Annotated in this window: 26 protein-coding genes; 19 read left to right on the top strand and 7 right to left on the bottom strand. The window is 63.2% G+C overall.

The annotated features are described in order from the left end of the window. The coding region (locus tag QZ408_RS10035; protein WP_292491271.1) for a PEGA domain-containing protein at positions 1-2,268 on the top strand (2,268 nt) is incomplete at its 5' end. 310 nt (positions 2,269-2,578) lie between these two features. On the opposite strand, the gene QZ408_RS10030 is transcribed toward QZ408_RS10035, so the two are convergent. Next, positions 2,579-2,881, bottom strand: a complete 303-nt coding sequence (locus QZ408_RS10030; RefSeq protein ID WP_292491270.1) for a hypothetical protein — start codon at positions 2,879-2,881, stop codon at positions 2,579-2,581. A 178-nt stretch (positions 2,882-3,059) separates the two neighbouring features. On the opposite strand from QZ408_RS10030, the gene tuf reads away from it, so the two are divergent. Genes tuf through QZ408_RS10015 form a run of 3 tightly spaced genes read left to right on the top strand, consistent with a single transcriptional unit; the run spans position 3,060 to position 6,488 of the window. Next, positions 3,060-4,337, top strand: a complete 1,278-nt coding sequence (gene tuf, locus QZ408_RS10025) for a translation elongation factor EF-1 subunit alpha (protein WP_292491269.1) — start codon at positions 3,060-3,062, stop codon at positions 4,335-4,337. Positions 4,338-4,367: 30 nt separating this feature from the next. Next, positions 4,368-4,676, top strand: coding sequence for a 30S ribosomal protein S10 (gene rpsJ / locus QZ408_RS10020; protein WP_214040947.1), 309 nt, complete (start codon positions 4,368-4,370; stop codon positions 4,674-4,676). Between the two features lie 12 nt (positions 4,677-4,688). Further along, positions 4,689-6,488, top strand: a complete 1,800-nt coding sequence (locus QZ408_RS10015) for a flippase activity-associated protein Agl23 (RefSeq protein ID WP_292491268.1) — start codon at positions 4,689-4,691, stop codon at positions 6,486-6,488. Between the two features lie 1,363 nt (positions 6,489-7,851). On the opposite strand, the gene QZ408_RS10010 is transcribed toward QZ408_RS10015, so the two are convergent. Further along, a complete protein-coding gene (locus QZ408_RS10010) occupies positions 7,852-8,940 on the bottom strand; it encodes a hypothetical protein (RefSeq protein ID WP_292491267.1) in 1,089 nt (362 codons plus the stop codon). A 9-nt stretch (positions 8,941-8,949) separates the two neighbouring features. After that, entirely contained in the window at positions 8,950-10,116 is a 1,167-nt protein-coding gene (locus QZ408_RS10005) for a tubulin/FtsZ family protein (RefSeq protein ID WP_292491266.1), read from the bottom strand. A 113-nt stretch (positions 10,117-10,229) separates the two neighbouring features. Here QZ408_RS10005 and QZ408_RS10000 point away from each other — a divergent pair, with 113 nt between their 5' ends. From QZ408_RS10000 to QZ408_RS09930, 15 genes are all read left to right on the top strand, one after another. Then, on the top strand, positions 10,230-11,462 hold the full coding sequence (locus QZ408_RS10000; RefSeq protein WP_292491265.1) for an NAD(P)/FAD-dependent oxidoreductase: 1,233 nt from the start codon (positions 10,230-10,232) through the stop codon (positions 11,460-11,462). Continuing rightward, positions 11,455-12,174, top strand: coding sequence for a dolichyl-phosphate beta-glucosyltransferase (locus QZ408_RS09995; RefSeq protein WP_292491264.1), 720 nt, complete (start codon positions 11,455-11,457; stop codon positions 12,172-12,174). The genes QZ408_RS10000 and QZ408_RS09995 overlap by 8 nt, the downstream gene beginning before the upstream one ends. Then, the gene (locus QZ408_RS09990; RefSeq protein ID WP_292491263.1) at positions 12,158-13,138 is read left to right on the top strand and encodes a lysylphosphatidylglycerol synthase transmembrane domain-containing protein; all 981 of its coding nucleotides are present in this window, start codon (positions 12,158-12,160) and stop codon (positions 13,136-13,138) included. The genes QZ408_RS09995 and QZ408_RS09990 overlap by 17 nt, the downstream gene beginning before the upstream one ends. Continuing rightward, positions 13,128-15,128 carry a DUF2298 domain-containing protein gene (locus QZ408_RS09985; protein WP_292491262.1) on the top strand — a complete coding sequence of 667 codons (2,001 nt, stop codon included), beginning with the start codon at positions 13,128-13,130 and terminating at the stop codon, positions 15,126-15,128. Before QZ408_RS09990 ends, QZ408_RS09985 begins: the two co-directional genes overlap by 11 nt. Positions 15,129-15,306: 178 nt before the next feature. Beyond that, a complete protein-coding gene (gene rpl7ae, locus QZ408_RS09980) occupies positions 15,307-15,675 on the top strand; it encodes a 50S ribosomal protein L7Ae (RefSeq protein ID WP_292491261.1) in 369 nt (122 codons plus the stop codon). Between the two features lie 10 nt (positions 15,676-15,685). After that, positions 15,686-15,895: a 30S ribosomal protein S28e gene (locus tag QZ408_RS09975; RefSeq protein ID WP_292393524.1), complete on the top strand. Its 210-nt coding sequence runs from the start codon at positions 15,686-15,688 to the stop codon at positions 15,893-15,895. Between the two features lie 3 nt (positions 15,896-15,898). Beyond that, positions 15,899-16,090 carry a 50S ribosomal protein L24e gene (locus QZ408_RS09970; protein WP_292491260.1) on the top strand — a complete coding sequence of 64 codons (192 nt, stop codon included), beginning with the start codon at positions 15,899-15,901 and terminating at the stop codon, positions 16,088-16,090. A 6-nt stretch (positions 16,091-16,096) separates the two neighbouring features. After that, positions 16,097-16,546, top strand: coding sequence for a nucleoside-diphosphate kinase (ndk, locus tag QZ408_RS09965; protein WP_292491259.1), 450 nt, complete (start codon positions 16,097-16,099; stop codon positions 16,544-16,546). A 238-nt stretch (positions 16,547-16,784) separates the two neighbouring features. Continuing rightward, complete coding sequence (locus QZ408_RS09960; RefSeq protein ID WP_292491258.1) at positions 16,785-17,438, top strand: MarC family protein; 654 nt, start codon at positions 16,785-16,787, stop codon at positions 17,436-17,438. Beyond that, positions 17,435-17,641, top strand: coding sequence for a hypothetical protein (locus QZ408_RS09955; RefSeq protein ID WP_292491257.1), 207 nt, complete (start codon positions 17,435-17,437; stop codon positions 17,639-17,641). Before QZ408_RS09960 ends, QZ408_RS09955 begins: the two co-directional genes overlap by 4 nt. Further along, entirely contained in the window at positions 17,638-18,426 is a 789-nt protein-coding gene (locus QZ408_RS09950; RefSeq protein ID WP_292491256.1) for a nitrilase-related carbon-nitrogen hydrolase, read from the top strand. Before QZ408_RS09955 ends, QZ408_RS09950 begins: the two co-directional genes overlap by 4 nt. A 9-nt stretch (positions 18,427-18,435) precedes the next feature. Then, the gene (locus QZ408_RS09945; RefSeq protein WP_292491255.1) at positions 18,436-19,179 is read left to right on the top strand and encodes a metal-dependent hydrolase; all 744 of its coding nucleotides are present in this window, start codon (positions 18,436-18,438) and stop codon (positions 19,177-19,179) included. A 72-nt stretch (positions 19,180-19,251) separates the two neighbouring features. Next, positions 19,252-20,457 (top strand): threonine synthase, encoded by a 1,206-nt coding sequence (gene thrC, locus QZ408_RS09940; protein WP_292491254.1) that lies wholly within the window; start codon positions 19,252-19,254, stop codon positions 20,455-20,457. After that, positions 20,397-21,011, top strand: a complete 615-nt coding sequence (locus tag QZ408_RS09935) for a DUF5803 family protein (protein ID WP_292491253.1) — start codon at positions 20,397-20,399, stop codon at positions 21,009-21,011. The genes thrC and QZ408_RS09935 overlap by 61 nt, the downstream gene beginning before the upstream one ends. Then, positions 21,008-21,583 (top strand): LysE family transporter, encoded by a 576-nt coding sequence (locus QZ408_RS09930; protein ID WP_292491252.1) that lies wholly within the window; start codon positions 21,008-21,010, stop codon positions 21,581-21,583. The genes QZ408_RS09935 and QZ408_RS09930 overlap by 4 nt, the downstream gene beginning before the upstream one ends. Here QZ408_RS09930 and QZ408_RS09925 read toward each other — a convergent pair. Genes QZ408_RS09925 through QZ408_RS09910 form a run of 4 tightly spaced genes read right to left on the bottom strand, consistent with a single transcriptional unit; the run spans position 21,558 to position 24,426 of the window. Further along, positions 21,558-22,466, bottom strand: coding sequence for a thiamine pyrophosphate-dependent enzyme (locus QZ408_RS09925; protein WP_292491251.1), 909 nt, complete (start codon positions 22,464-22,466; stop codon positions 21,558-21,560). The genes QZ408_RS09930 and QZ408_RS09925 overlap by 26 nt on opposite strands. Then, positions 22,467-23,621 (bottom strand): transketolase C-terminal domain-containing protein, encoded by a 1,155-nt coding sequence (locus tag QZ408_RS09920; RefSeq protein ID WP_292491250.1) that lies wholly within the window; start codon positions 23,619-23,621, stop codon positions 22,467-22,469. Next, the gene (locus QZ408_RS09915; RefSeq protein WP_292491249.1) at positions 23,621-23,881 is read right to left on the bottom strand and encodes a 4Fe-4S binding protein; all 261 of its coding nucleotides are present in this window, start codon (positions 23,879-23,881) and stop codon (positions 23,621-23,623) included. Before QZ408_RS09915 ends, QZ408_RS09920 begins: the two co-directional genes overlap by 1 nt. Beyond that, positions 23,881-24,426 (bottom strand): pyruvate ferredoxin oxidoreductase subunit gamma, encoded by a 546-nt coding sequence (locus tag QZ408_RS09910; protein WP_292491248.1) that lies wholly within the window; start codon positions 24,424-24,426, stop codon positions 23,881-23,883. Before QZ408_RS09910 ends, QZ408_RS09915 begins: the two co-directional genes overlap by 1 nt. Positions 24,427-24,449: the final 23 nt, after the last annotated feature.

Genomic DNA, 24,449 nt, shown 5'->3' with positions numbered 1-24,449 from the left:
GACCGGGGTCTGTTGTACGTCTACGTGAGCGATGCGAAAGAGACAGAGACCGGCACCGGGACCGAGGTCAGGCCGGCGTTCAAATTTGATGGAAAGCCGGTCGAACCCGCAACCGTAGCCTGGGACCGGCAGGGAACCGAACCGTCGTCCCCGCTGGCGGGAACGTTCACTCTCCCGATCCCGCCGGAGATGCTCGCCGCCGGCGACCACACCCTGACGGTGCGGACGACGGAGGACGCGACCTGCCGGGTGCCCGGCGCGCTCCTGGTGCTCGTCGCCAGCGACCCCACGCAGCCCCGGACCGACTACTGGATAGCAGAAGGCTGCGACGACGTCCTCGCGGACCTCTGGGAAGGGACGACCGCTGAGGATGCCGCCACCGCGGTGAAGTTCGACGGAACCGTGGATCGCGACCGGGCGTCCGCGGCCCGGCTCTATGTCGTGAGCACGGCGGCACCCGACCAGGGCGGCACCGGCAGCCGGGTGACGATGAACGCCTGGGACTGGCTTAACCCCCTCAAGGAAGGGCCGGCCGGGATCTGGGCCGCGGCCCTTGACGTCCTCCCCTTCATCCAGGAAGCAGGAAACACCGTAGAGGTGCAGAGTTACCCGGTCGGCGCCGCCGGCGACCATCTCCAGAACCGGAACGCCATCCTGATCGTCCGGTATGAAGCGGAGGGTGCATCCCCCGGCATCGAGATATCCTCAGGAGGCCAGCTGGCCCCCGAGGAGGAGATCGGGTCGTTTGCCCTCGTGCCGGCAGAGGAACTCCGCTACGTCACCGGGGACGGGAACCTGGTCCTCGCGTTCCCGGCCGGATGCCGGGTGACGAACGGCACGGGTGCCGCGGTGACGACGGTGACGGTCCACGCGGTGCGGGACCTCCTCCCACCCCCGGGGACGGCGATGGAGCGGGTATACCGGATCGCCCCCGAGGATGCGGCGGCGCAGGTCCCGTTCTCCCTGACGGCGGCGAACCTCGGGGCGGCCCGAAACGCGACGTGGTACCGCTACGATGCCAACGGATCGACCTGGCGGCAGGTCGGCACCACCCTCGACCTTACAAACGAGACGGCGACCGTATCCGCGAAGATGTTCGGGACCTACGGGGTGGCCACGCCCCTGCCGGCGAGCCTCACCGTCGGCTCGAACCCGGCCGGCGCGCGGGTATTCCTCGACGGCGTATACCTCGGCAAGGTGACGCCGGCGACGATCAGCCCCCTCGAGCCCGGGAACCACACCCTCCGGCTGGAACTAGAACAGTTCCTGCCGTATGAGACCGGGATCACGGTCCCGGACAATACAACAATATTCGCGGACCTCAACCACGACGGCTTCCCGGGCCTCAACCGCCTGAAGTTCGACGAACCCCGGCGGGAGCCGGGACTGGATCGAACCGGCGGCGTGTACGTCATGTCCCGGCCGCCGGGGGCCTCCGTCTCTATCGACGGGAAGAGGATGACGTTCACGACACCCCGTGTTGTCCTCGGCATCCGGGAAGGGAGCCATACGGTGCAGGTGGTCAAGGAAGGCCAATCGTTCAATACCCCGACGAAGACGGTCTGGGTGGAGAGGGACTGCATCACTCCCGTCCTGATCGACGCGCAGGACCGGGCCATCGTCCGGAAGGTATCGCTCGTATCCGATCCCTACAAGGGTCAGGGGTGCACCTTGAACGGCAGGGGGCCGGTCTTCCGGCTGCCCCGGACGATCGAGGTGGCCGGAGGGAACTCGTTCATCACGGTCAATGACGGCGATCGCTACCTCTCTCACCGGATCACCGTGACCGAGGCAGGGGAAACGGTCGGGATCGCGCCGCGTGAATACTCCTTCTGCGGCCTGCTCGTGGAGTCGAGCCCGGCGGGCGCCGAGATCCTGATCGACGGTTTCAGGACCGGTTTCTGCACCCCCTACCTCATCAGGAACGTCTCGGACGGGCCGCACGTCGTCACCGTCACCCGCCCCGGGTACCTGCCCGCTGAAGAGAGGATCCTGCTCACCGACGACCGGAACGCCGATATCGATAAACACCTCACGTTCCGCCTCGAGGCCTACCCCTACGGCAGCCTGAACGTGACGAGTGAGCCCGCCGGCGCACAGATCTATCTCTACAACAAGAACACCGGCGAGGTGACGCCGCATACGTTCCGGCATATGCCGATCGGGACGTACGAGGTCAAGGTCGTCGGGAACGCCACGTTCCGGACGGCGGACGACGTCACCGTCCGGCCGTACGAGATGACCGGACGCGCGTTCGATCTGGTTTGAGCGGAACACCAACCTTTTTTTCATGGGGTCCGGGTGACGGACCGCAGGGAATCCATTGACACTCTCCCCGGGCTCAAGCCGGGGGCTTGCTTGCACCCCGAAAACCCCGGTTCTCTGTTAAATGATACGGGCGGCACTTCCCCCGTGCAGGAGAGAAGCAGGGACCCTGCCATCAGAAGAGACGACATCTGCAGACCGAACGCTCAGACCCACTGCCGGACCGCGCCCCAGGCCCCGCGCGGGAAGAGAGCGATGCGAGACCGTCCTGCTGGGGCAGGTGGGCACCCGCCGGGAAAAAAAGGACCGGTATTCAGTGCCGGTACATCGAACTGAACCCTTCGCCCGCGTCGTCCTCGCACTCGACCGCACTGCCGTCCCGGACGAGGGTGTTGAACATGACGGCGGCGTTGAGCAGGTTCTCATCCGGGTTTGCGCCCTGGCGGACACCGGAAAGAGCCTGGCGTTGCGGTGTCGGAATCGTCCGCCTCCCCACCCTGACACCCGCACAGTGCCGGCAGTAACCACAATGAGAGTAGACCGACACCTCACGATCTGCGCACACAACCGTCACCCGGCCCTTCGCGTCGTCGCGGTGAAACTCAAGTGTCTTCATGATACGAAGAACGTGGATTTCCGGAGAATAAGATTCTGTCGATTCCCGGGGGTTTCCCGGGAATGCACGCTTTTGACGTGGATAGAAATGCTTTATATAGAGAACGTCATACGTATAAGTTACTCGCATAAGCAGGCTGTTCGAGCTGACAGGCCTATTTGAGTGGAGGATACAATCTATGGCAGTTGACAAGCCCCACATGAATTTAGCAGTAATCGGACACATCGACCACGGGAAGTCTACCACCGTCGGTCGGTTGCTCTTTGAGACCGGAGCCGTGCCGCCCCACATCATCGAGTCGTACAGGAAGGAGGCCGAATCCAAGGGCAAGGGCTCGTTCGAGTTCGCCTGGGTTATGGACAGCCTCAAGGAAGAGCGTGAGCGTGGTATCACCATTGATATCGCCCACAAGCGGTTCGACACCGACAAGTACTACTTTACCGTTGTGGACTGCCCCGGCCACCGTGACTTCGTCAAGAACATGATCACGGGCGCATCCCAGGCAGACGCCGCACTCCTGATCGTCGCCGCACCCGACGGCGTGATGGAGCAGACCAAGGAGCACGTCTTCCTGTCCCGTACGCTTGGCATCAACCAGCTGATCATCGGCATCAACAAGATGGACGTCGTCAAGTACGACGAGAAGCGCTACAACGAGGTCAAGGACCAGCTCTCTCAGCTGATCAAGATGGTCGGCTACAAGCCCGACGCCATCAGCTTCATCCCGATGAGCTCCTTCGTCGGCGACAACATCGGCAAGCGCAGCGAAAACACCCCCTGGTACAAGGGCCCGACCGTCCTTGAGGCGCTCAACGCGCTCGTCGAACCCGAGAAGCCCACGAACCTTCCCATGCGTCTTCCCATCCAGGACGTCTACTCCATCTCCGGTATCGGGACCGTGCCCGTCGGCCGTGTCGAGACCGGCATCATGAAGAAGGGGATGAAGGTCAGCTTCATGCCCGCAAACAAAGAGGGTGAGATCAAGTCCATCGAGATGCACCACGAGGAGATTCCGCAGGCGCTCCCGGGCGACAACGTCGGGTTCAACGTCCGTGGTATCGGCAAGGGGGACATCCGCCGCGGTGACGTCTGCGGTCCTGCCGACGTGCCGCCGACCGTTGCAGACGAGTTCATCGCGCAGATCGTCGTGCTCCACCACCCCAGCGCCCTGACCGTCGGCTACACCCCGGTCTTCCACTGCCACACCGCCCAGATCGCGTGCACCTTCGTCGAGCTCCAGAAGAAACTCGACCCCCGCACCGGCCAGGTCAAGGAGGAGAACCCCACGTTCCTCAAGACCGGCGATGCCGCGATCGTCAAGATCAAGCCTACCAGGCCTCTGGTCATCGAGAAGGTCAAGGAGATCCCGCAGCTTGGGCGGTTTGCCGTCCGTGATATGGGTTCCACGATCGCGGCGGGCATGTGTATCAACATCACGCCGAAACAGATGAGATAAGAAGGTACCCATAATTTTTTGGTGGCAATTATGCAGAAGGCCAGAATACGTCTTTCCGGAACTGATTTCGAAAAACTTGAGATGGTCTGTGACAGGATCAAAGAGATAGCAGAGCGAACCGGCGTCAATCTGGCAGGTCCGATCCCGCTGCCCACGAAGAAACTCGTGGTGCCCACCAGGAAGAGCCCTGACGGCGAAGGTACCGCAACCTGGGATCGCTGGCAGATGCGGGTGCACAAGAGGCTCATCGACATCGACGCTGATGAGCGCGCACTGCGCCAGCTGATGCGCATCCAGGTCCCAAAAGACATCGGCATTGAGATTGTGCTGGAGAGTTGAGGTGAGAGCGGCGTGAAGGCCGCCGTGCTCACGACACGGGTCCGTGAACGCCTCTCGTTCGAGGGGCTATTCCTCCTCATACTTCTGGTCACAATTGCTCTTCGTTTTTACGCCCTCGACCTCAAACTTTTTCACCACGACGAGGCTATCCACGCGTGGTTCTCGTATCGGCTCCTGACCGAGGGGACCTATACTTATGACCCCATGTACCATGGGCCGTTCCTCTACTACACGACGGCCGGGATCTTCTCGCTCCTCGGAGACTCCGATCTTGTGGGCCGGCTCATCCCGGCGCTCTTCGGCACCGTGCTTGCCGCACTGGTCTACCCGATCTACAAACTCGGCTACCTCGATAAGAAGCAGGCCCTGATAGCGGCGCTCTTCCTTGCGGTGTCGCCGAATATGGTCTACTTCTCGCGGTTCCTCAGAAACGACATCTACATTGCCGTCTTTTCGATGGTGCTCCTTGTAGCCCTCCTCTACTACTTTGAGCGGCACGGGCTACGGTATGCGCTCATCGCCGGGGCGGCAATCGGTCTCGGGATGTCCGCGAAGGAGAATATGCCGATCATCATCCTGACCTTCGGGGTGTACCTCCTCTACCTGGTCTGGACGCGGAAGGTGCAACTGCCGGCCCGCTGGATCCGGGACGCTGTACTCGGCGGTCTCGTCGCGTTCGGGGTCATCGCGGCCTTCTACTCGTCGTTTGGCGCCCACCCGGATCTGATCACGACATGGTGGCTCAAGGCCATCGAGCACTGGGCTTCGATGCACCAGATGCAGCGCCTCGGGGGGCCGCCGTACTTCTACATCCTGCTCTTCCTCCTCTACGAGGTGCCGATCCTGATCCTCGCCGGCGTCGGGGTCCTGCAGTTCCTCGACCTCCGCGGCGCCGTCTCCCGCTGGAAGGAGAAGAGGGCGCAACACGATATACCGGGGACCGCACCTATACCCGCAGGCAACACGGGGAACACAGGGGAGGAGAACCCCGGAGTTTCGGCCCGGCCCCTGGATCCCGGAGAGTTTCCGGCGGTTGAGGAGAGGCTCCCCGGGGAAGAAGGGGAGAATCCGGGGAGTGTTGCAGCCCGTCCCGGAGAACGTGAGACGGCGGCAGAGGAGGTCCTGAAGGCACGGGGCTGGAAGGACCGCCTCCGCGGGCTCCTCGCACGCGGCGAGGGATGCCGGCCGGTCGACCGGCAGGAAGAGTTTGCGCGGTTTGCCATATTCTGGATGCTCGTCTCGCTTGCGGCCTACGCCTACATCGGCGAGAAGGTGCCGTGGCTGATCCTCCACCAGCTCCTGCCCATGATCTTCGTCGCAGTCTATGCGATGACCACGAAGAAGGCAACCATCGCCGCCGTGGCAAGCATCTTCCTGATCGTCATGACGCTCCATGTGGCGTTCACCCCTGCAGACATCAACGAACCTATCGTCCAGGTGCAGAACTCCGAAGACCTGCGGGAGGTCTTCGCAAAGATAGATGCTGCAGACCGCGTGGCGGTCGCGACCGACACCTACTGGCCGCTGCCCTGGTACTACCGGGGGGACCGGGGTTCGAAACTCAGTTACTACAGCCAGAAGGTGAGCGAGCCGACGATATACGGGGGCGACTTCGACCTCGTGATCACCCACGACGCCGACACCTACCCGATCCTTGAAGGCTACACGAAAGAGACGTTCCGGCTGAACTACTGGTTCTCGTACGAGGAGAACAAGAACAGGCTGCTCGAGTACTACTTCCTCCGGGACGGGAAGATGGGGAGCAGAAACCTCGAGGTCTTCTCGAGGGCACCCGCGGGGACGACAGCCTGACCCCCCCCAGGCGCCGGCCCCGGAGATTTCTGTCCTCCCCGGTTACTCTCGCACCCCACGAAGGAACCAGTACGTCGGCCCACGGTAACCGGCACCATCAGGGATGAGATCCCCCAGGCCGGGGCACAACCCCATGAACTCCGCAAAGTAACCCCAATTAGAGGTTAATTTCCCCTGATGCTTATAAAAAACTGCCCTTTTTTCTAATTGTGTCCCAGCCTGTCCCGATCGGTTTTCGCACTCCCCGGGAGGTTGTATCCCGGGATACGTCCGGCATCCGCCTCCCGGCGCGATACCCACCACGATTCGCTCCGCACGGGGGCAGGGCCGGGGAGAACCGGGCCCGGGCCAGTTCTCACCCGCCCTATCCTTCCGGGAAACCGCCGTGATGACCGGGAAACCGCCGGTGGCACTATCCCCTGGCACTGGACCGTGGTGGCTATCGCCATGACTGCCCCTGCCCCGGGGGGGGGCGGGGAGGAGCGCGAAGCGCGGGCGGGGTGGGGAGTGCCGGAGAGGAGTATGGGTATTCCCCTGCGGGGAGGGAATTCTCCCTCCCGGTCCCCTCCCCGAATCGCGATATCCACCACGGTCCACTGCTCGGGGACAGGCCGGAGAAGAGCAGAGTCCAGGCTTGCTCTCCCTGCTCCTCCTCGGGAAACAGACGTCAGCGCGCTCCCGGGCACGGCTGCCCACTGGATATCCCCACGCACTGCCCCCCGCCCCGGGTGGGGGGAGCGGAGCGCGCAGGCGGGGGGGGTGGGGAGTGCTGGAGGGCGGTGTATGGGTATCCCCTCTGCGGGGGACTGGAGAGGGGTGTCGTCACCGGGGAAGGGGACAGGCCCCCTCTCTGGTTCCCTCCCCCGAATTGCGATATCCACCACGGTCCAGTGCATAAGGGGACTCTGGAGAAGAGCCGGATACGGCTGCCCACCGGCTACACCCATGCACGGCTTTTCCCGGACATCGCAAGCACTGCCTCCCTTCCTGAGAGTGGGGGGGCGGGGTGGGGAGTGCCGGAGAAGCGTATGGATATCCCCTTCGAGTAAGTCGAAGAGAGGCATATGGATACCCTCCTGCGGGGCGAGGGAATCTCCCGCTCCGGCACTACGCCGGTGAACCCCGGGAAGAATCCAGCACCGACACCAGGCAGGCCCCGATATTTCAGAACTGTTCCAAAAAAGTCCCGCTTCGGAATAGAAGATCGAGGAGATTTTCGCACATTCCCATCGCCCGGAGCGAGGGGAACGATTGACTCATTTTCGTGCGGCTCCTAACACCGGGAGAGAAAGTTCCTGCAATCAGATCCCGCGAGTATAGACGAAAACCGGAGTGTGAAAAGAGGGTATTCACCGCCCGGGTGTCACCCGAGTTCGTCCCAACCGCTCTTCTTTCTGTAGATGACGATACCAGCGACGACCAGGATGACGACGATCCCGATGCCGGCGTAGAGGAGGAGGTTACCACCGAGGCTGAACCCCTCACCGATCTTCTCGCGGAGCGCGTTTGCATCTGCCAGGGCCTCGTTTGCCTTATTCTGGCCGTCGGTCGCCTTAGAACGCGCCAGCGGGTAGTTGTTCGCGTTCAGGTTGTCTTTTGCCTGGGAGTAGAACTGGACGGCGCTCTCCCGCTTGGTCATGATGGCGACGACCTGCGGGTCGCTCCCCATCGAGCGGTTCTCGACAAAGTAGGTGATCATGCCGTCGAGGGTCTCCAGCGTCGCGGCGGTGTTCGAAACCTCCTTCTCGGCCCATGCCTTATCGAGGAGCGACTTCGCCTCATCCATGGCTTTCGTCGCAGTGTCAATATACCCCGCTGCCTGTGACGGGCCTACGGATGCGGCGCTCGTGAGTGCCTGATTCGCAGCGTCGTACTTCGCCTGCGCAGCAGAGACGTCGACGCCCTTCGCGGCCTTATCGTCGATGTCAGCCTTCAGGTCCTTGAGGTTCTGCTGCTGGGCGGAGAGCGAACTCACGACCTGGTTAGGGTTCACAACGTCGCGGACCTTGGAGTAGGTGTCCTTCACATCTTTGTCCCGCATGTGCTGGATCTTGATCACCTCGACCTTCCCGGTCGTGCTCGCGGGGACGGTGCCGCGCAGCTGAACGTCCAGCTCGATCTTGCCCTTACCGTAGGCAATCTCAAACTCCGTCAGGGACGGGTAGTACCCGGTCTTCGTGGTTTTGTAGATGTCAACCCCGTCGCGATAGACGGTGAAATCCCAGGAAGGGTTCTGCAGCCCGGTGCTGAACTCAAACGACTCGTCGTCCCCCTCGGGGGTGATCATGTTGTAGGAGAGCACATAATGCGCGGTCACCTGCTGGCCGGGCTCGAGAGCACCGCTCTCGGGGTTGATCGTCTCGGTCTTGACGGTAAAGTCTGCCGATGCCACCTGCACAACACAGAAGAATGCCAGCAGGAGAATGATCCATCTGCCGATGTTTGCCTTCATAACGCCTCCTCACTCAAACAGTGGTTCTATGCCGTCATCGAACATGGTCGTACGCTTCTCTTTCGATTTAAGGACGTCCTCTTTCGTAGCCTTTGCAATCTCAAGAAGTTCGGTGATCCGGGGGGCGTTTCCTATCGTCGCAAGAACCACCACCGCAGCGATGTAGTCGCTCTGCACGGGGTAATCGCCGCCACGCACCTCAACACCGGCGATGTTCTCCTCCACCCAGCTCTTCGACTTCTCCACGCCCTTCCGGTCCATCTCGTCAGGCGGTCCCGCGAGGAGAACAAGACCCCGCTCCGCCGTCGAGTAGTCGCACGGCAGGGTGAGGCGCCCGAGCATGGCCCGCCTGACGAGAGCGATGATCTTCGCCGACTTGTCCTCCCCGGTCAGCACCTCCTCGGTCTTCTCCTTCTTCCGCAACAGGCCGGAAAAGATCCCCTGTGTCTGCTTCGTGCGGGGGCTGACCTTCTCGCTGATGGCATACCCGACGGTGCTGATGCCGCCGCCCCGCAGGGTGTTGATGACCTCGCTTGAGTCCACGACCATCTCGCCGACGCCGGCCTTGCCGACCTCGCCGGCACGGAAGAGCACGCTGAACCGGCGGACGATCTCGTCATTCAGCCGGGTGTAGGCGTCCTTGACGCTCTCTCCCTCGTTCTTCCAGGCACTGTTATCGAAAATGAAAGTATTGTCCGCCTCGTTCACCAGGGTGCTCAGGGAACGGGCTGCATTGTATGAATAAAGCCGGCCTTCCTCGGGGGCAGGCAGGATACCGATCGCATAGACCGGTTCACGGTAGATACGCTTCAAGTGCCGGGCGAGTACCGGCGAACCCCCCGAACCTGTCCCTCCGCCGAGGCCGGCGACGATGACGAAGGCATCGACGTCGTGCGTGCCCCTCGAGTCGATGGCGTTGATGATGCTATCGATCTCATCGGCGGTCACCCGTGCCCCGGTCACGTTATCGGTCCCGACACCGTGGCCTTTGACCACCGTCTGCCCGATCAGGAGCCGGTCTTTGAGTTCGATATGTTTGAGCCCCATCAGGTCGGTACGCGCCGTGTTTACCGCGATACCCCTGAAACTCTGGGTCTGCATCCGTTTGTCCTGCTCGATGAACATATCGACGACTTTGCCCCCCGCCTGACCGAATCCTATGAAGAAGACCCTCATTCAGCTTCACACCCTCATATTGACTGATCAATAATATCGACGTTTATGTATAAGACGTTGTATACTCTTATAGTCCAAAAGTGTTCTTATAACTTCACACGTAGTGGTAAACGATGAAGGTCTGCATTGTTGGGGGAGGGTTATGCGGTCTGGTCTCGGCTCTCGAACTTGCCGGAACACACCAGGTAGATCTCTTCGAGCGACGGCCGGTTCCGGGAGGCTGCCTCGGTTCATACCGGATCGGCGAGTACTGGATCGAGGAGTATTACCACCATTGTTTCTCCGGCGATACCAGCCTGCTCAACCTCTTTGATGCACTACGGGTAGCCGACCAGCTGGTATGGCTCAAGGGCACAACCGGCTACTACGTCGACGGGACCATCCACCCGCTCACCTCCCCGGCCGAGATCCTGCGCTACCCCCACCTCACATTCACCGAGAAGGCCCGCCTCGGCCTGCTGACCCTGCGCTCCCGGCGGCTCGACGTCTCAGCGCTCGACGGGGTCACCGCAAAGGACTTCATCCTCGATCACCTCGGCCCCGGCATCTACGCCTCGTTCTTTGAACCGCTCTTAAAGAGCAAGTTCGGGGACCGCCGCGAAGAGGTCTCCGCAGCCTGGCTCATATCCCGAATCGCGATCCGGTCCGACCGGGGCACCGGGGGCGAGCGCCTGGGCTACCTCCGGGGAGGGTTCCGGCACTTCATCACGCGGCTCGAGGAAGAGGCGGCGGGACGGGGCGCCTCGATCATGCCGAACTCCCCGGTCAGGGAGATCCGGAGGGAGGGCGACGGTTGGCTCGTCAACGGTGAGGCTTACGACTGCGTCATATCGACGCTCCCCCCGCAGGTGACCGCTGACCTCGCCGGGGTGGATATCGCCCCGGTGCCCTACCAGGGCGCCGCCTGCATGACCCTCGCGCTTGACCGGGACGTGACCGACGGCATCTACTGGCTGAACATGAAGGATACCTCCCCCTACGGTGCGGTGGTCTCGCATACCAACTTCGCCCCGCTTGAGTGGTACGGCGAGCATATCGTCTACCTTGCGTCCTACTTCACCGGCCGGCTCCCGGAGGGATTCGAGCAGGCGATGATCGCGGACTTCTGCAGGCGGTTCTCCGTCAGCGCAAGAGAGGTGCACTGGCACCGGCTCGCCGTCGACCCGTATGCGGGTCCGGTCTACACGACCGGGCTCCGGGACCGCCTGCCCGCCTACGAGGAGCACGGGCTCTTCCTCGCCGGGATGTTCAGCCCCCCGAACTACCCCGAGCGGAGCATGAACGGTTCGGTCGTCGCCGGAGAGGAAGTGGCGAGGCGGGTTCTTGCGAGGTACCCCGATGCGTGAAGTCGAGGTGAGCGCCGTCCTGCCGGTCTATAACGATCTTGCGGCGCTCAAGACCGCCATACCGCGGTCGCTTGAGACGCTTGAGGCGATCGCGCCGGGGGGGTTTGAGCTGATCGTCGCCGAGGACGGGAGCACTGACGGGAGCACGGAGTTCATCAGGGAGTATGAAGCAGAAGATCCCCGTGTTCGCCTGCTCCACGCCGACGAGCGACTCGGGCGGGGCCGGGCGCTCAACCGCGCGTTTGCCGCGGCAAAAGGATCGATCGTCTGCTACTACGACGTCGATCTCGCCACCGATATGCAGCACCTCACCGAACTGATCGGCGCCATCCGGGACGGCTGCGATGTCGCGACCGGATCCCGCCTCCTCCCGGAGAGCGCTATCACCCGGAGCGGGGGGCGGGAGATCGCGAGCCGCGGCTACAACATGCTTGTCCGGACGATCCTCGGGAGCAGACTCCACGACCACCAGTGCGGGTTCAAGGCGTTCCGGCGCGACCGTCTTCTCTCCCTGCTCCCGTCGGTCGCCGCAGACCACTGGTTCTGGGACACCGAGGTGCTGGTGCGGGCCCAGAAGAACGGCTACCGGATACGGGAATTTCCCGTGCGGTGGCGGCAGGGAGAGGGGACGACCGTGCGCAGGAAAGACGTCGCCGAGATGGGATCGGCGGTTGTGCGCCTCTGGTGGCGGCTCCATGTGGAAAAAAGTTAGCGCGGTCGTCATCCCCACCCTGGTCGCGGTCGGGATCATCGCCTACATGCTCTACAGCGTATGGGATGACCTCCTGCTGACGCTTGAGCACGCCGTGATACCCTTTCTCTTTGCCGCCGTCGGGATCTGTATTGTTGCCTGGATCCTCCGCGGGTTCCGGTACCGGTTCATCCTGGAGGGGCTTGGCATCCTAAAAAGCCTCAGCTTTGCGACCGCCTGCATCTTCATATCCCAGACGGCGAACCTCGTCGTTCCCGCGCGCCTCGGCGACTTCGTGCGGATGCTCATCCTCAAGCACGAGGACGATGCCACCTACTCTCAGGGGTTCTCGTCCATCGTCGTCGAGCGCGTCTTTGACATCCTGATGATCGCGGTGCTCGGCGCCGTGGCACTTCCGTTCGTCCTCGCTGTCCTCGCCGTTCCCGATTGGTTCATCACGGCCATCGTCGTCCCCATCGCCGCAGGAGGCCTCTTCTTTGCCGTCCTCCTCTGGTCGGGCAGGATGAAGTCGACGAACCGGATTGTCGTCGCCGTCCAGAGGATGCTTGATGAAGTGAAACAGGCCTCCCTCAACCCCCGGGCCCTCCTCATGCTCAGCGGCTCGTCGCTCCTCATATGGCTCGTCGACGTGCTGGTCTGCGCCGCGGTCGTCCTGATGTTCCAGGAGCCGGTCCCGTTCGCCGTCGTCGTCCTCGCGATCGTCATCGGCAACCTCGTCAAGGCGGTGCCGGTCACTCCCGGTGGCGTTGGGACCTATGAACTCGCGCTCGCGCTGACCTTCGGGCTCGCGGGAACGCCGGCGGCCACGGCGACGCTGATCGCGGTCATCGACCACCTCATCAAGAACATGGTGACGCTCGTTGGGGGCGTCGGGTCGATCTACTACTTCGGCGACTGGTCGATGGACCTCTTAAAGAGGGTCTTTACGAGGGAGATCGAGAAGGAGGAGACGTTTGGCGGGTGAGTTCGTCGTCCCGGTGCTCGCCTGGCTTGCGGTCATCAAAGCGCTCCACCTCGGCACCTGGCCGGCGCTCGACCGCACCCTCGGCAGCCTTGCGGCCGCCGCCGCATACCCGGCATCGGTTCTTCTCTTCACGCTTCTCTCCTGGTACTGTGGTCTTCTGGGCCTTCCGGTCTGGCTCGCCCTCCTGCCGTTTCTCGCCGGGATCGTCCTCGCCGGGTCGCGGGGGTTCTACACGAGGGAGCGCCTGCGTTCGGCGCTCGCCTGGGACCTTGCCTTCCTGGTCCCCTTCCTCTTCATGCTCGAGGTGCGCTGGATCAACCCGACCATCTCCTACGCCGAGAAGTTCATGGACCACGCGTTCATCGCCTCGATCATGCGGCAGCCGACCGTTCCGCCGCTCGATCCCTGGCATGCGGGGGGGACGCTGGACGTCTACTACTACATCGGCTACTGGATGAGTGGGGTGCTCGGGCTTGTCTCCGGCGTTCCTTCGACGGTCACGTTCAACCTCGTCCTCCCGACGGTGCTCGGCCTTGCCGTCGTCTCGCTCTACGCCCTCGGGCACCTCCTCCTCGACCGCTACCGGTGGCTCCCGGTGCTTGCGCTCTTTATACCGAACCCCTCGGCAATCTACCATATCGCTATCGGTGACTCGTGGTTCGACGTCCTCTGGGGGAGCACCCGGACGATCGCGGATACCATCAACGAGTATCCCCTCTTCTCGATGCTCTGGGGCGACGTGCACCCGCACGTCATCAGCCTCTTCAACCAGGGATTCCTGCTCTTCCTCCTGGTCTTTGCCTACACGCGGTGGGGGACGCTCACCATGCGGGGGCGGGCACTCCTCTGCGGGCTTGCCGCCCTCGCCCTCGGGTCCATGCCCGGGATCAACTCCTGGGACGTGCTTGTTTACGCACCGGTCACGCTGGTCTTCGGCCTCCTCGTATGGCGGCGCTACGGGAACCTTGCGCTTGATGACGAGCGGTCCTGGATGATGCTTGCCGCCGTGCCGCCGCTCGCGATAGCGGCCTACCTCCCGTTCTACCTGCAGCTCGACAGCCCCGGCATCGGGGGGATCGGGATCGTCCCGGCACCCTCGGAACCGGTGGAGTTCCTGCTGGTCCACGGGTTTTTCCTCGCGATCCTCATCGCCTCCTCTGCCCCAGATATCAGGAGGCGGCCCTACCTCCTCGCCGCCGCGGTGCCGTTTGTGCTCGCCGGCTATCCTGCCGCAGCCATCGCCGTCATCCCGCTGGTCTACCTCATTGCACGCCGCAGGTTTTCAGCCGCCGATACGCTGGCCATCCTCGGGCTCGCGATCATTCTCGCGACCGAGATCATCTACCTCAAGGACAACATGGGGGAGGCCTACTTCCGGATGAACACGGTCTTCAAGTTCTACCTTCCTGCCTGGCTCCTTATGGGAACGGCAAGCCTTGCCGTCGCCGGGGAGTGGCTCCGGAACGTCGGTATGGGCAGGCGCATGCCTGCCGGGGTAGAGAGGGTGCTGCCGGCCCTGGCCGCAGCCGCTCTCCTCGCCGCACCCTTCGCGATCAACATCGACTTCGGTTACGGGAGCCACACCCTCGACGGGGCAGCGTATCTCGAAGGATCGCACCCGGGAGATGCGGCGGCGATAGCGTTCCTCCGGAGCCTTCCGGGCAACCATATCGTCGTCGAGGCGGAAGGGGGAGACTATACCTACTACTCCCGGGTGTCGTCGTTCTCCGGGATCCCGACCATTGTCGGGATGCCGTTCCACGAGTACATGTGGCGGGGGGAGGAGGGGCGCATAGCTGAACGGAGCACCGATGTGCGGGCGATATACGAGCAGCCGTCGCAGACCGTCGACCTTGCGCGGGCGTACAACGCCACGCTCCTTTACGTGGGTGCCGAAGAACGCGACCGCTACCGGGTAGCGATCCCGGCAGATGCGCTTGAGCTCATCTACGATGCAGAAGGAGTCCGGATCTATCGGATCCCTGCATAATGGCGCGGCCACACCCATGCGCCCCGGCCGAAAACGACCGAATCAGATTTGGCCGCGGCAGGGTCGAATGACAAACCTTTATCACTCCTCCTATTGACATAATAGAGCGCATTCGATCAGCTACGCTACTGATGAATGATGACGGAGCAGCGAGACCTGTTCCTGAAAGAGGCGAGTTATGGCAAAGGCATATGTAAAATTCGAGATTCCCGAAGAGATCCAGAATAAGGCCCTTGAAGCCCTTGAGATCGCAAGAGATACCGGTAAGGTAAAGAAGGGAGCAAACGAGGCAACGAAAGCAATCGAGAGGAACATCGCCCAGCTGGTTCTCATCGGTTCAGACGTTGAGCCCGAAGAGATCGTGATGCATCTGCCGCCGCTCTGTGAAGAGAAGCAGATTCCTTTCGTCTACATCACGAAGCAGAACGATATCGGTTCTGCGAGCGGCCTTGAGGTCGGTTCGGCAGCCGCCGCTATCGTCAAGCCCGGCAAGGCGAAGGATCTCGTCGATGAGATCGCGAAGCAGATAACCGCACTGAGAGCGTGAGGAAGAAGACATGGCAAACGACGGAACGCCCGCAGAAGTTATCGAGGTCATCGGCATGACCGGCATGCACGGGGAAGCCCAGCAGGTGAAGTGCCGGGTCCTCGATGGCCCAAACAAGGGGCGGATCATCACCCGTAACACCGTGGGTCCCATCCGGGAGGGGGACATCCTCTCGCTGCTCGAGACCGAACGTGAAGCGAAGAAACTCTCGAGGCGGTAACCCATGGTCGACAGATACATCTGCAGTTTCTGTGGAGAGCCCCTCGAGCCCGGCACCGGCAAGATGTTCGTCAAGAGGGACGGGACCGTCTACTACTTCTGCAGCACCAAGTGCCAGAACAACTACAAACTCGGTCGGGTGCCGCGCCGCGTCGAATGGACCGCAGCCGGGCGGAAGGCCCGCGGTAAAGAGTGATCCGGCATGGATCGCACCTTTGTGATGGTCAAGCCCGACGGCGTCCAGCGTGGACTCGTCGGGGAGATCGTCTCCCGGTTCGAGGCGAAGGGACTCAAAATCGCGGGGGCGAAACTTGAAATCCTCCCCGAAGAGCGGGTCGTCGAGCAGTACCGGGAGCACCTGGAGAAACCTTTCTTTCCTGGCCTGAAGGTCTACATCATGAGCGGCCCCTGCTTCCTGATGGCCTGGGAGGGGAAGGGCGCAGTCGCGGTCGTCCGCAGGATGATCGGCGCCACAAACCCCGCAGAGGCGGCGCCGGGCTCCATCCGCGGCGACTTCGCGCTCGACATCGGGAGGAACGTGATCCATGCGTCCGACTCTCCGGAGAGCGCCGCCCGCGAACTCGGCATCCACTTCGCGCCCGGCGAGCTGGTCGAATACTCGAAGATCGACGAACCCGTCCTCTACGAGTGAATACCGGCGGGAAAACCGCTTTCCTTTTTTGGAGCTCCCGACTGGACGCAAGACCGGGGCAGCCGCCTCGGGCATACCACAAACCGCCAGCGGAGCGCTCGCGGGGATCTTCTTCGCCCGTCGGGTCCTTGCGGCGGGAAATCTCTTACCCTGTGGCGGGTTTCCCTGGAAACGAATCGGTTGCCCTGCCGGCAAACCACAAGTGCTAATAGCGAACCTGCCGCATACCTGATCACGGATGGTAGACCTCCTGAGTTTTGCGCTGCTGAGTTTCTCTTCGCTCATCATCGTAGTGAACCCGCTCGCGGCCACCCTGATCTTCGTCTCCCTCACCGGCACGATGGACGGGGCAACAAAACTCAAGGTCGCCCGTGATGCGAGCCGGTTCGCCCTGGTTGTCCTGCTGATCTTCACCGTCGCCGGCGGCTGGATCCTGCAGCTCTTCGGCATCTCGATCGAGGCGTTCCGCATCGCGGGCGGCCTCCTCCTCTTCGGGATCGGCATGGACATGGTCTACGCAAAGACCTCGCGGACGAAGATGACCGCGACCGAGAAGTACGAGGGGCAGGACGCGGACGACATCGCCGTCATGCCGCTTGCGATCCCGATGATCACGGGACCCGGCGCCATCGCCTCCGTGATCGTACTGATGAACGAGGCGATGAGCATGAGCATCGCCGCAATCGCCATCGTGCCGCTCGCCGCCGGCGCGGCCGTCGGGCTCACCTGCTACATGATGCAGCACTCCGACATCATCGTCCGGCGGATCGGGCAGCGGGAGTTTCGAGCCGTCAACCGGCTGATGGGTATGCTCCTCATCGCGATTGCAGTCCAGTTCATCCTTATCGGGATCAGGGCGGCGTTCCCCGTACTCACCGGAGGCCCTGCATGACGCCCGATCTCACGTTTCCCGGGGCGGTCCTGATCAGCTCGAGCATCATTGCGGGCGGGGTCCTCATCGGAGCGCTGACGTTTGCGATCGACGTCCCCTACGCCTCCTACGCCATGGTTGTGCTCGCCGCCCTCGTCGTCCTCGGCGCCACCGTGCTCGTTCTCTCCTCAAGGGACCAGGACGGGGTTCCATCCCGGCGATGACGAAGATAGCGCTTGCCCAGGTTGCCGGCGGCGGGGGCGGGATGCTCGATGCGGCCGGCCGGATGACCGAAGAGGCCGCTGCTGCCGGGGCGTCGCTCATCTGTTTTCCCGAGCAGTTTGTGACGGGGTGGTCGCCGGAGATCTCTCCCGGGTCCGGAGAGACCCTGGACGGGCCGCTCGCCGCTGCATTCAGGCGAATGGCGCAGGAGAGCGGCATCGTGGTTATAGGATCGATCGTCGAAGCGGGAGAGGGAGACCGGCCCAAAAACACCGTTGTGGTCCTCGGTGCAGGCGGCGAACTCCTCGCCGCCTACGCAAAAGTCCACCTCTTCTCACCCGGCGGGGAGGACCGCAACTACACGCCGGGCGACCGGATCGCCACCTTTGCCGTTGACGGGATGACGTTCGGGCTTGCCGTCTGCTACGATCTCCGGTTCCCGGAGATCTTTCGCATATACGCGCTCGCCGGGGCGGAGTGCGTGCTCTTACCGGCGGCATGGCCGTGCTGCCGGTTGCGCCACTGGGAGACCCTGCTCCCTGCCCGTGCCCTCGAGAACCAGTATTACACGGCAGGAGTCAACACGGCAGGCGGGCCCGGCGGGATCTACTGCGGGGGATCGCTCGCCGCCGACCCCGACGGCGAGATCATTGCCCGGGGTGGATCCGGGGAAGAACTTCTCTTCATCGACCTCGACCCGGCCGTGGTCCATGCTGCCCGAAAAAGCCTCCCTTCACTTTCAGACCGTAGAAGCGATCTTTATCACAGGCTGCTCTCTAATCTATAGAGACATTCCATGCGGGGCGACCAGCACGTATACCTCAGTCTCACGACGGCAGGACTCCTCATCGCGCCCTCTGTCCCCGTCCTCGACCCGGCCCTGATCGCCGTCCTCTTCTTCGGTGTCTTTGTCGGTTCGCTTGCGCCGGACGCGGACGCCGTCGACGCGGCGATCTTCAACGGCCGGATCGGCGGGATGAAGGGGAAGAGAGGACAGGTCTTAAACGGCTTTGCCGTGGTGCTCCCGGTCTTCGGCTACACCATCAGGTACCTCATCTACTACCCGCTCTCCCTTGTGTTCTCGCTCATCCTCCGGAAGAGCTACCGGCACCGGCACCGTGGGCTGCTCCACTCGTTCTCGGGTGTCGGGCTGACGTCCGTGATCCTCTCCGGCTACCTGGCGCTCATCCTCACCTGGCTCGGGTGGTCCCTCGCGCTCCTCCCCGCCTTCGGACTTGCGTTCTTTGCCGGGTGCGTCCTCCACCTCATGGAAGACGCCTGTACGCCGGCCGGCGTCGCCTGGCTCTATCCCTTCTCCCGGCGGCGGATGGCAGGCCGCGTCCGGACATGGGGGGATTTCGAGGTGCGCCCGGCGGCCTTCGCCGTCGTGCTCGCCCTGGCGGCCGCCGGAATGTTTGTCGCACCCTTCGTGACCACCGTATCGCCCGGGGATCTCAGGAGCCTCGCGCTCGTCGGCACCGCCGTCCTCTGGCTGCTCTTCATGCTTATCTGCCGCGTCCGGTGCGAGCGGCGCAGGTGAGCGGGCCGGCAGAGTCCAGCCCCGATCCGCGATACCATATCTATACGTATCCACGCGATCAACCATTTTTCCATGTACCGTCTCGTCTGCGTTCACTGTGGTGCAACCTACACCCCGGACCAGATCATCTATACGTGCAACCGTTGCGGACACCTGCTGGCCGTCGAATACGACCTGGACGGCATCGACGTCTCCCGTGACGAATGGAACCGACGCCCCCTCTCGGTCTGGCGCTACCGCGAGCTCCTCCCGGTCCGGGGCGAACCGGTCACCCTCCAGGAAGGAGGCACCCCGCTCTACCACCTGAAGAATATCGGCAAAGAACTGGGCCTCCCCGAACTCTACGCCAAACACGAGGGGATGAACCCGACCGGTTCGTTCAAGGACCGTGGCATGACCGTGGGCGTCAGTATGGCCCGGGAACTCGGTATGACGAGCGTCGCCTGCGCAAGCACCGGGAACACCTCCGCAAGCCTTGCTGCCTACGCGGCGAAGGCTGACCTCCCCTGCATCGTCCTCCTGCCCGCAGGGAAGGTGGCCCTCGGCAAGGTTGCGCAGGCGCTGATGCACGGCGCACGGGTCATATCCATCCGCGGCAACTTTGATAAGGCGCTCGAGATGGTACACGAGCTCTGCATCAGCCAGGGGCTTTACCTCCTGAACTCGGTCAACCCCTACCGCCTGGAGGGGCAGAAGACCATCGGGTTTGAGGCGATCGACCAGCTCGGCGGCGAGGTGCCCGACCGGATGGTCCTCCCCGTCGGGAATGCCGGCAACATCTCCGCGGTCTACAAGGGTCTCCGGGAACTCGAGGCCCTCGGGTTCATCGACCGGCTGCCGATGATGACCGGCATCCAGGCGGCGGGCTCGCAGCCGCTCGTGAAGGCGATAGCGCAGAACCTCGAAGAGCTCGTCCCTGAGACCGCGCCCGAGACGGTTGCGACCGCGATAAGGATCGGCGCCCCGGTGAACGCGGAGAAAGCGCTCGTCGCCGTCCGCGCGACCGGCGGGACGGCGGCGGCCGTGACCGACGAGGAGATCCTTGCCATGCAGCGGGACCTCGCGAGGAAAGAGGGCATCGGGGTCGAACCCGCCTCCGCAGCCTCGGTCGCCGGAATACGGAAACTTGCCGAACAGGGGCTGATCGATAAGGATGAGCGGATCGTCTGCGTGGTGACCGGTCATCTCTTAAAAGATCCTGAGACAGTGGTACGACAATGCGCGCCTCCCCTCGAGATCGACGCGGACCTGCACTCGCTGCTCTCTGCCTTGCACTGATCCTCATCTCGGCCCCGGCGGCGGCCGAAGAGGCCGCTTTCCGGGTGCTCCCCGGCGGCACCGTCTGCGAGGCCTCGGTCCAGGTCACGGCGAGCGAGTACGCGTTCTGGAGCCCGGGCCTGATGGGAGAGCGTGTCCCGCTCCAGGTCGAGGATCTCGAGGTGCTCGGCCCTTCGGGCCCGGTCGAGTACCGGGAGACGAGGAGAGGCATCATCACCTTCCCAGAGGGGAACTACACGATCACCTACCGGGTTCCCGTGAGGGATAACCATCTTGTTGCGGTCTTCGATAAACCGTACACCATAACCGTCTCCCTTCCCGGGGGGTTCGACGTCAGAAATCCGCTCATCGGCATGGTCAGCCCCGGCGGGGTCGTCTCCTCCGGGCCGAACGGGACCACGGAGATCACCTGGGACCGGGCGGACGCCATGGAGGTCCGCTTCTACGCCCCCGAGCGCGAGATCCTGCTCACCACGTTCGGCACCATCTGGCTCTCGGTCGCCGTCGTCCTGCTCCTCCCCTACTTCGTATTGCGAAGGAGGGGCGACGAGTGATCGATGTCGTCATAGCATCGTTCCTGATCGGGCTCTCCGGGGCCGCATCCCCCGGCCCCATGACCGCCTCGATCCTCGGCCTCGGGCCGCGGCGGCCGGGGCCGTTCGTTGCGGGGCTGGTGGCCGGGCACGGTATCCCGGAGGCGGTCATGGTCGCGGCCATCGCCTTCGGCGTGCGCGACGTCCCGTACATCGACCTCATCGCCCTCATCGGGTCGGGCGTCCTCGTCGCGCTCGGGATCGGGCAGTTCCTCCACGCGGGCGATGCCGTCGTCGCGAGCAAAGAGACGAGGGCGCCGGTCGCCTTCGGGGTGGCCTGCACGCTCGGGAGCCCCTACTGGTGGGTCTGGTGGCTCACGTTCGGCGTCGGGTTTCTCGCGCTCCACCCGTCGTTTGCCGCGTTCTACGTCGGGCACATCGGTGCGGATATCATCTGGTTCGGATTGCTCGGGATCGCGGTCTCACGGGGGGCGAACGTGCTCGGCCCCCATTACAAAAAAGTGGTGCAGGCGAGCGGACTCGCCATGATGCTCTTCGGGCTGTACTTCATTCTGACGATTCTTTCGCCTTGATGTCGATCCCGAACCGCTCGGCGTTCGCATCGGCTACCGCCTGGATATGCGCGATCACATCGTCCTGCCGGGCGGGCTTGAAGAGGTGGCGGAAGCGCTTCTGTTTTGCGAGGTACTCCTCGACGGGTTTGCGCCTCACCTTCTTTGCCTTCTCCACCCTGCCGTCGACCATCTCGTAGTTCACCCAGAGGCCGGTCTCGATGGCGAGTTTCGCCATCGCGAGCGTCTCGCCGGACTCAAAGCCCCACCCCGTGCAGCAGGGGGTGTGCACCTGGATGTAACAGGGACCGGGGGTGTTGATCGCGCGCTCGACCTTCTTGATGAAGTCGTTTGGGTAGGCGATCGAGGCGGTCGCGACGTAGGGCGCACCGTGAGCGGCGAGGATGCCGGGCATGTCCTTCTTCGGGAGCAGGTTCCCCGCCGAGCACTTGCCCGCGGGACTCGTCGTGGTGCTCGCGCCGTAGGGCGTCGCACCCGACCGCTGGATCCCTGTGTTCATGTAGGCCTCGTTGTCGTAGCAGATGTAGGTGATGTCGTGGCCCCGCTCGAAGGCGCCGCTGATGCAGAGCACCCCGATGTCGAACGTGGCTCCGTCGCCGGCGACGCAGACGACCTTCTCGCTGCGTCCCTGCCTCTTTAACGACGCCTCGATGCCCGACGCAACCGCCGCAACGTTCTCGAAGAGCGAGTGGATCCAGGGGACCCCCCAGGCGGTCTCCGGGTAGGGTGTGGAGAAGACCTCCATGCATCCCGTCGAGGCGGCGATGATGACGTTCTTCCCGGTCGCCTTGAGGAGGAGCCGGGCCGCAAGCGCAGGCCCGCACCCTCCGCACGCCCGGTGCCCGGCCGAGAAGAGCTCGCATCCCTGCTCTGTTCCGGCCATTCAGAGCACCTCCGTCCGTAATCCGTAAAACATATCTCCTTTCCCCTTCTCCGCGAGATCGACGACCGCGGCGATATCCCGCTTCCTCACGTCGCGCCCGCCGAGAGCGATGATGTAGTCATACACGGCCGCACCGGAGCCGTAGAGGGCCGACTTCACCTCGGTGCCGACCGCCCCGCCGTTTCCGAGCGATATGTTCTTGTCGAGCACCGCCACCGTCGAGACACCCTTTAAGGCATCCGCGATCTCCTGGGCCGGGAACGGACGATAGGTCCGGATCTTTAAGAGCCCGACCTTCCGGCCGGCATCACGCATCTCGTCGATGGCATCCTTTGCCGTGCCGCAGATGGAGCCCATCGCAACGAGCGCGGTATCGGCGTCCTCGAGGCGATAACCCTCGACGAGCGCGGAGTAATCCCTGCCGAACTGCTCGCCGAACTCGCGCCCGGCCTTGATGAACGACTGTCTTGCGCGCTGCAGCGCCCGGTCGATCTCGTAGCGGAACTCCATGTAATACTCGGGCGTCGCATACATCCCGAAGCTCAGCGGGTTTTCGGCGTCCAGCCGCTGGTAGGGCGTAAAGGCGGGTAGGTAGCCGTCTACCTCCTCCTGGGTGGGGAGGGCGACCGGTTCGTAAGTGTGCGAGAGGATGAACCCGTCGAAGCAGACGAACGCGGGGAGAAGGATGTCGTGGTCTTCACAGACTTTATAGGCGATCATGTGGAGATCCGCAGCCTCCTGGTTATCCTCCGCGTAGAACTGCAGCCACCCGGAGTCGCGCAGGGATATCGAGTCCTGCTGGTCGTTCCAGATCGAGAGCGGCGCACCGAGCGAGCGGTTCGCGATCGTCATCACGATCGGCTGGCGCATCCCCGCCACGTTGAAGCAGACCTCAAACATCAGGGCAAGACCCTGGGAGGTCGTTGCCGAGTAGACCCGGGAGCCCGCCGCGCTCGCGCCGAGGCAGGCGGAGAGAGCCGAGAACTCGCTCTCGACCGTGATGTATTCGGCGTCGAGTTCGCAGTTCGCCACCATCTGGGCAAGGTCCTCGACGATGTGCGTCTGCGGCGTGATCGGATAGGCTGCAATCACCTGCGGGCGGCAGCGTTTCACGATCTCGGCCACAGCGTGCGACCCTTCCATAAACTCCAGCATTACTTCTCCTCCTTCTCCATCCGGATCGATTTCTTCGGGCAGACGTCCTCGCAGATCCCGCAACCCTTGCAGTAGTCGAGGTCGGGCTCGAACGTGCCCTCCTCGGTCTCGCGGACGCACCCCTCCGGGCAGACCATGGCGCACATGCCGCACCTGCTGCACGTCTCAGGATCGAAGACCGGTTTGAAGACCCTCCAGGCGCCGGTCTTGTTATCAAGCGCTCTCCCGGGAGGCGCGGCGCAGCCGACCCGCAGCGCCATTACGCGGCACCCCCGATCAGGTTGTATGCGCGCTCTGCCGCCCTGACATTCTTGTCGGCCATGCTCCCGGAGAAGCGGTTTTGCAGCGCGTGTTTCAGCGGTTCGAGCCCGATCTCGCCGGTGGCTGCAGCGAAAGCGCCCATCAGAGTCGTATTGGTGATGGGTATACCCAGTTCTTCGAGCGCGATGGTGGTCGCATCGACGGTATAGACCTTCACACCTTCAGGGACCCGGGCATCGAAGTCGGGCTTCTCGGTGTTGATGATGGCGATGCCGCCCGCTTTCATACCCATAAAGACGTTTACATCGCCGATCAGGGTCGGGTCCTGCACGATGATGTAGTCGGGCTCGTAGACCTGGCTCCGGAGCCGGATCTTTGCATCACTGAAGCGGACGAACGCCTGCACCGGGGCGCCCCGCCGCTCCACGCCGAAGGCCGGGAATGCCTGGGCATACGCGCCGCCCTCAAACGCCGCGAAAGCGATGAGTTCGGCGGCGGTCACGGAGCCCTGGCCGCCCCTGCCATGAATGCGTAACTCTCTCAAACAAAAACCCCTTTTTAATCTTA

Source organism: Methanoculleus sp. 10 (genome assembly GCF_913757945.1).
Lineage (GTDB): Archaea > Halobacteriota > Methanomicrobia > Methanomicrobiales > Methanoculleaceae > Methanoculleus.
Note: the sequence above shows the minus strand (reverse complement) of the source record. Positions and strands in the feature narration are given on the sequence as shown.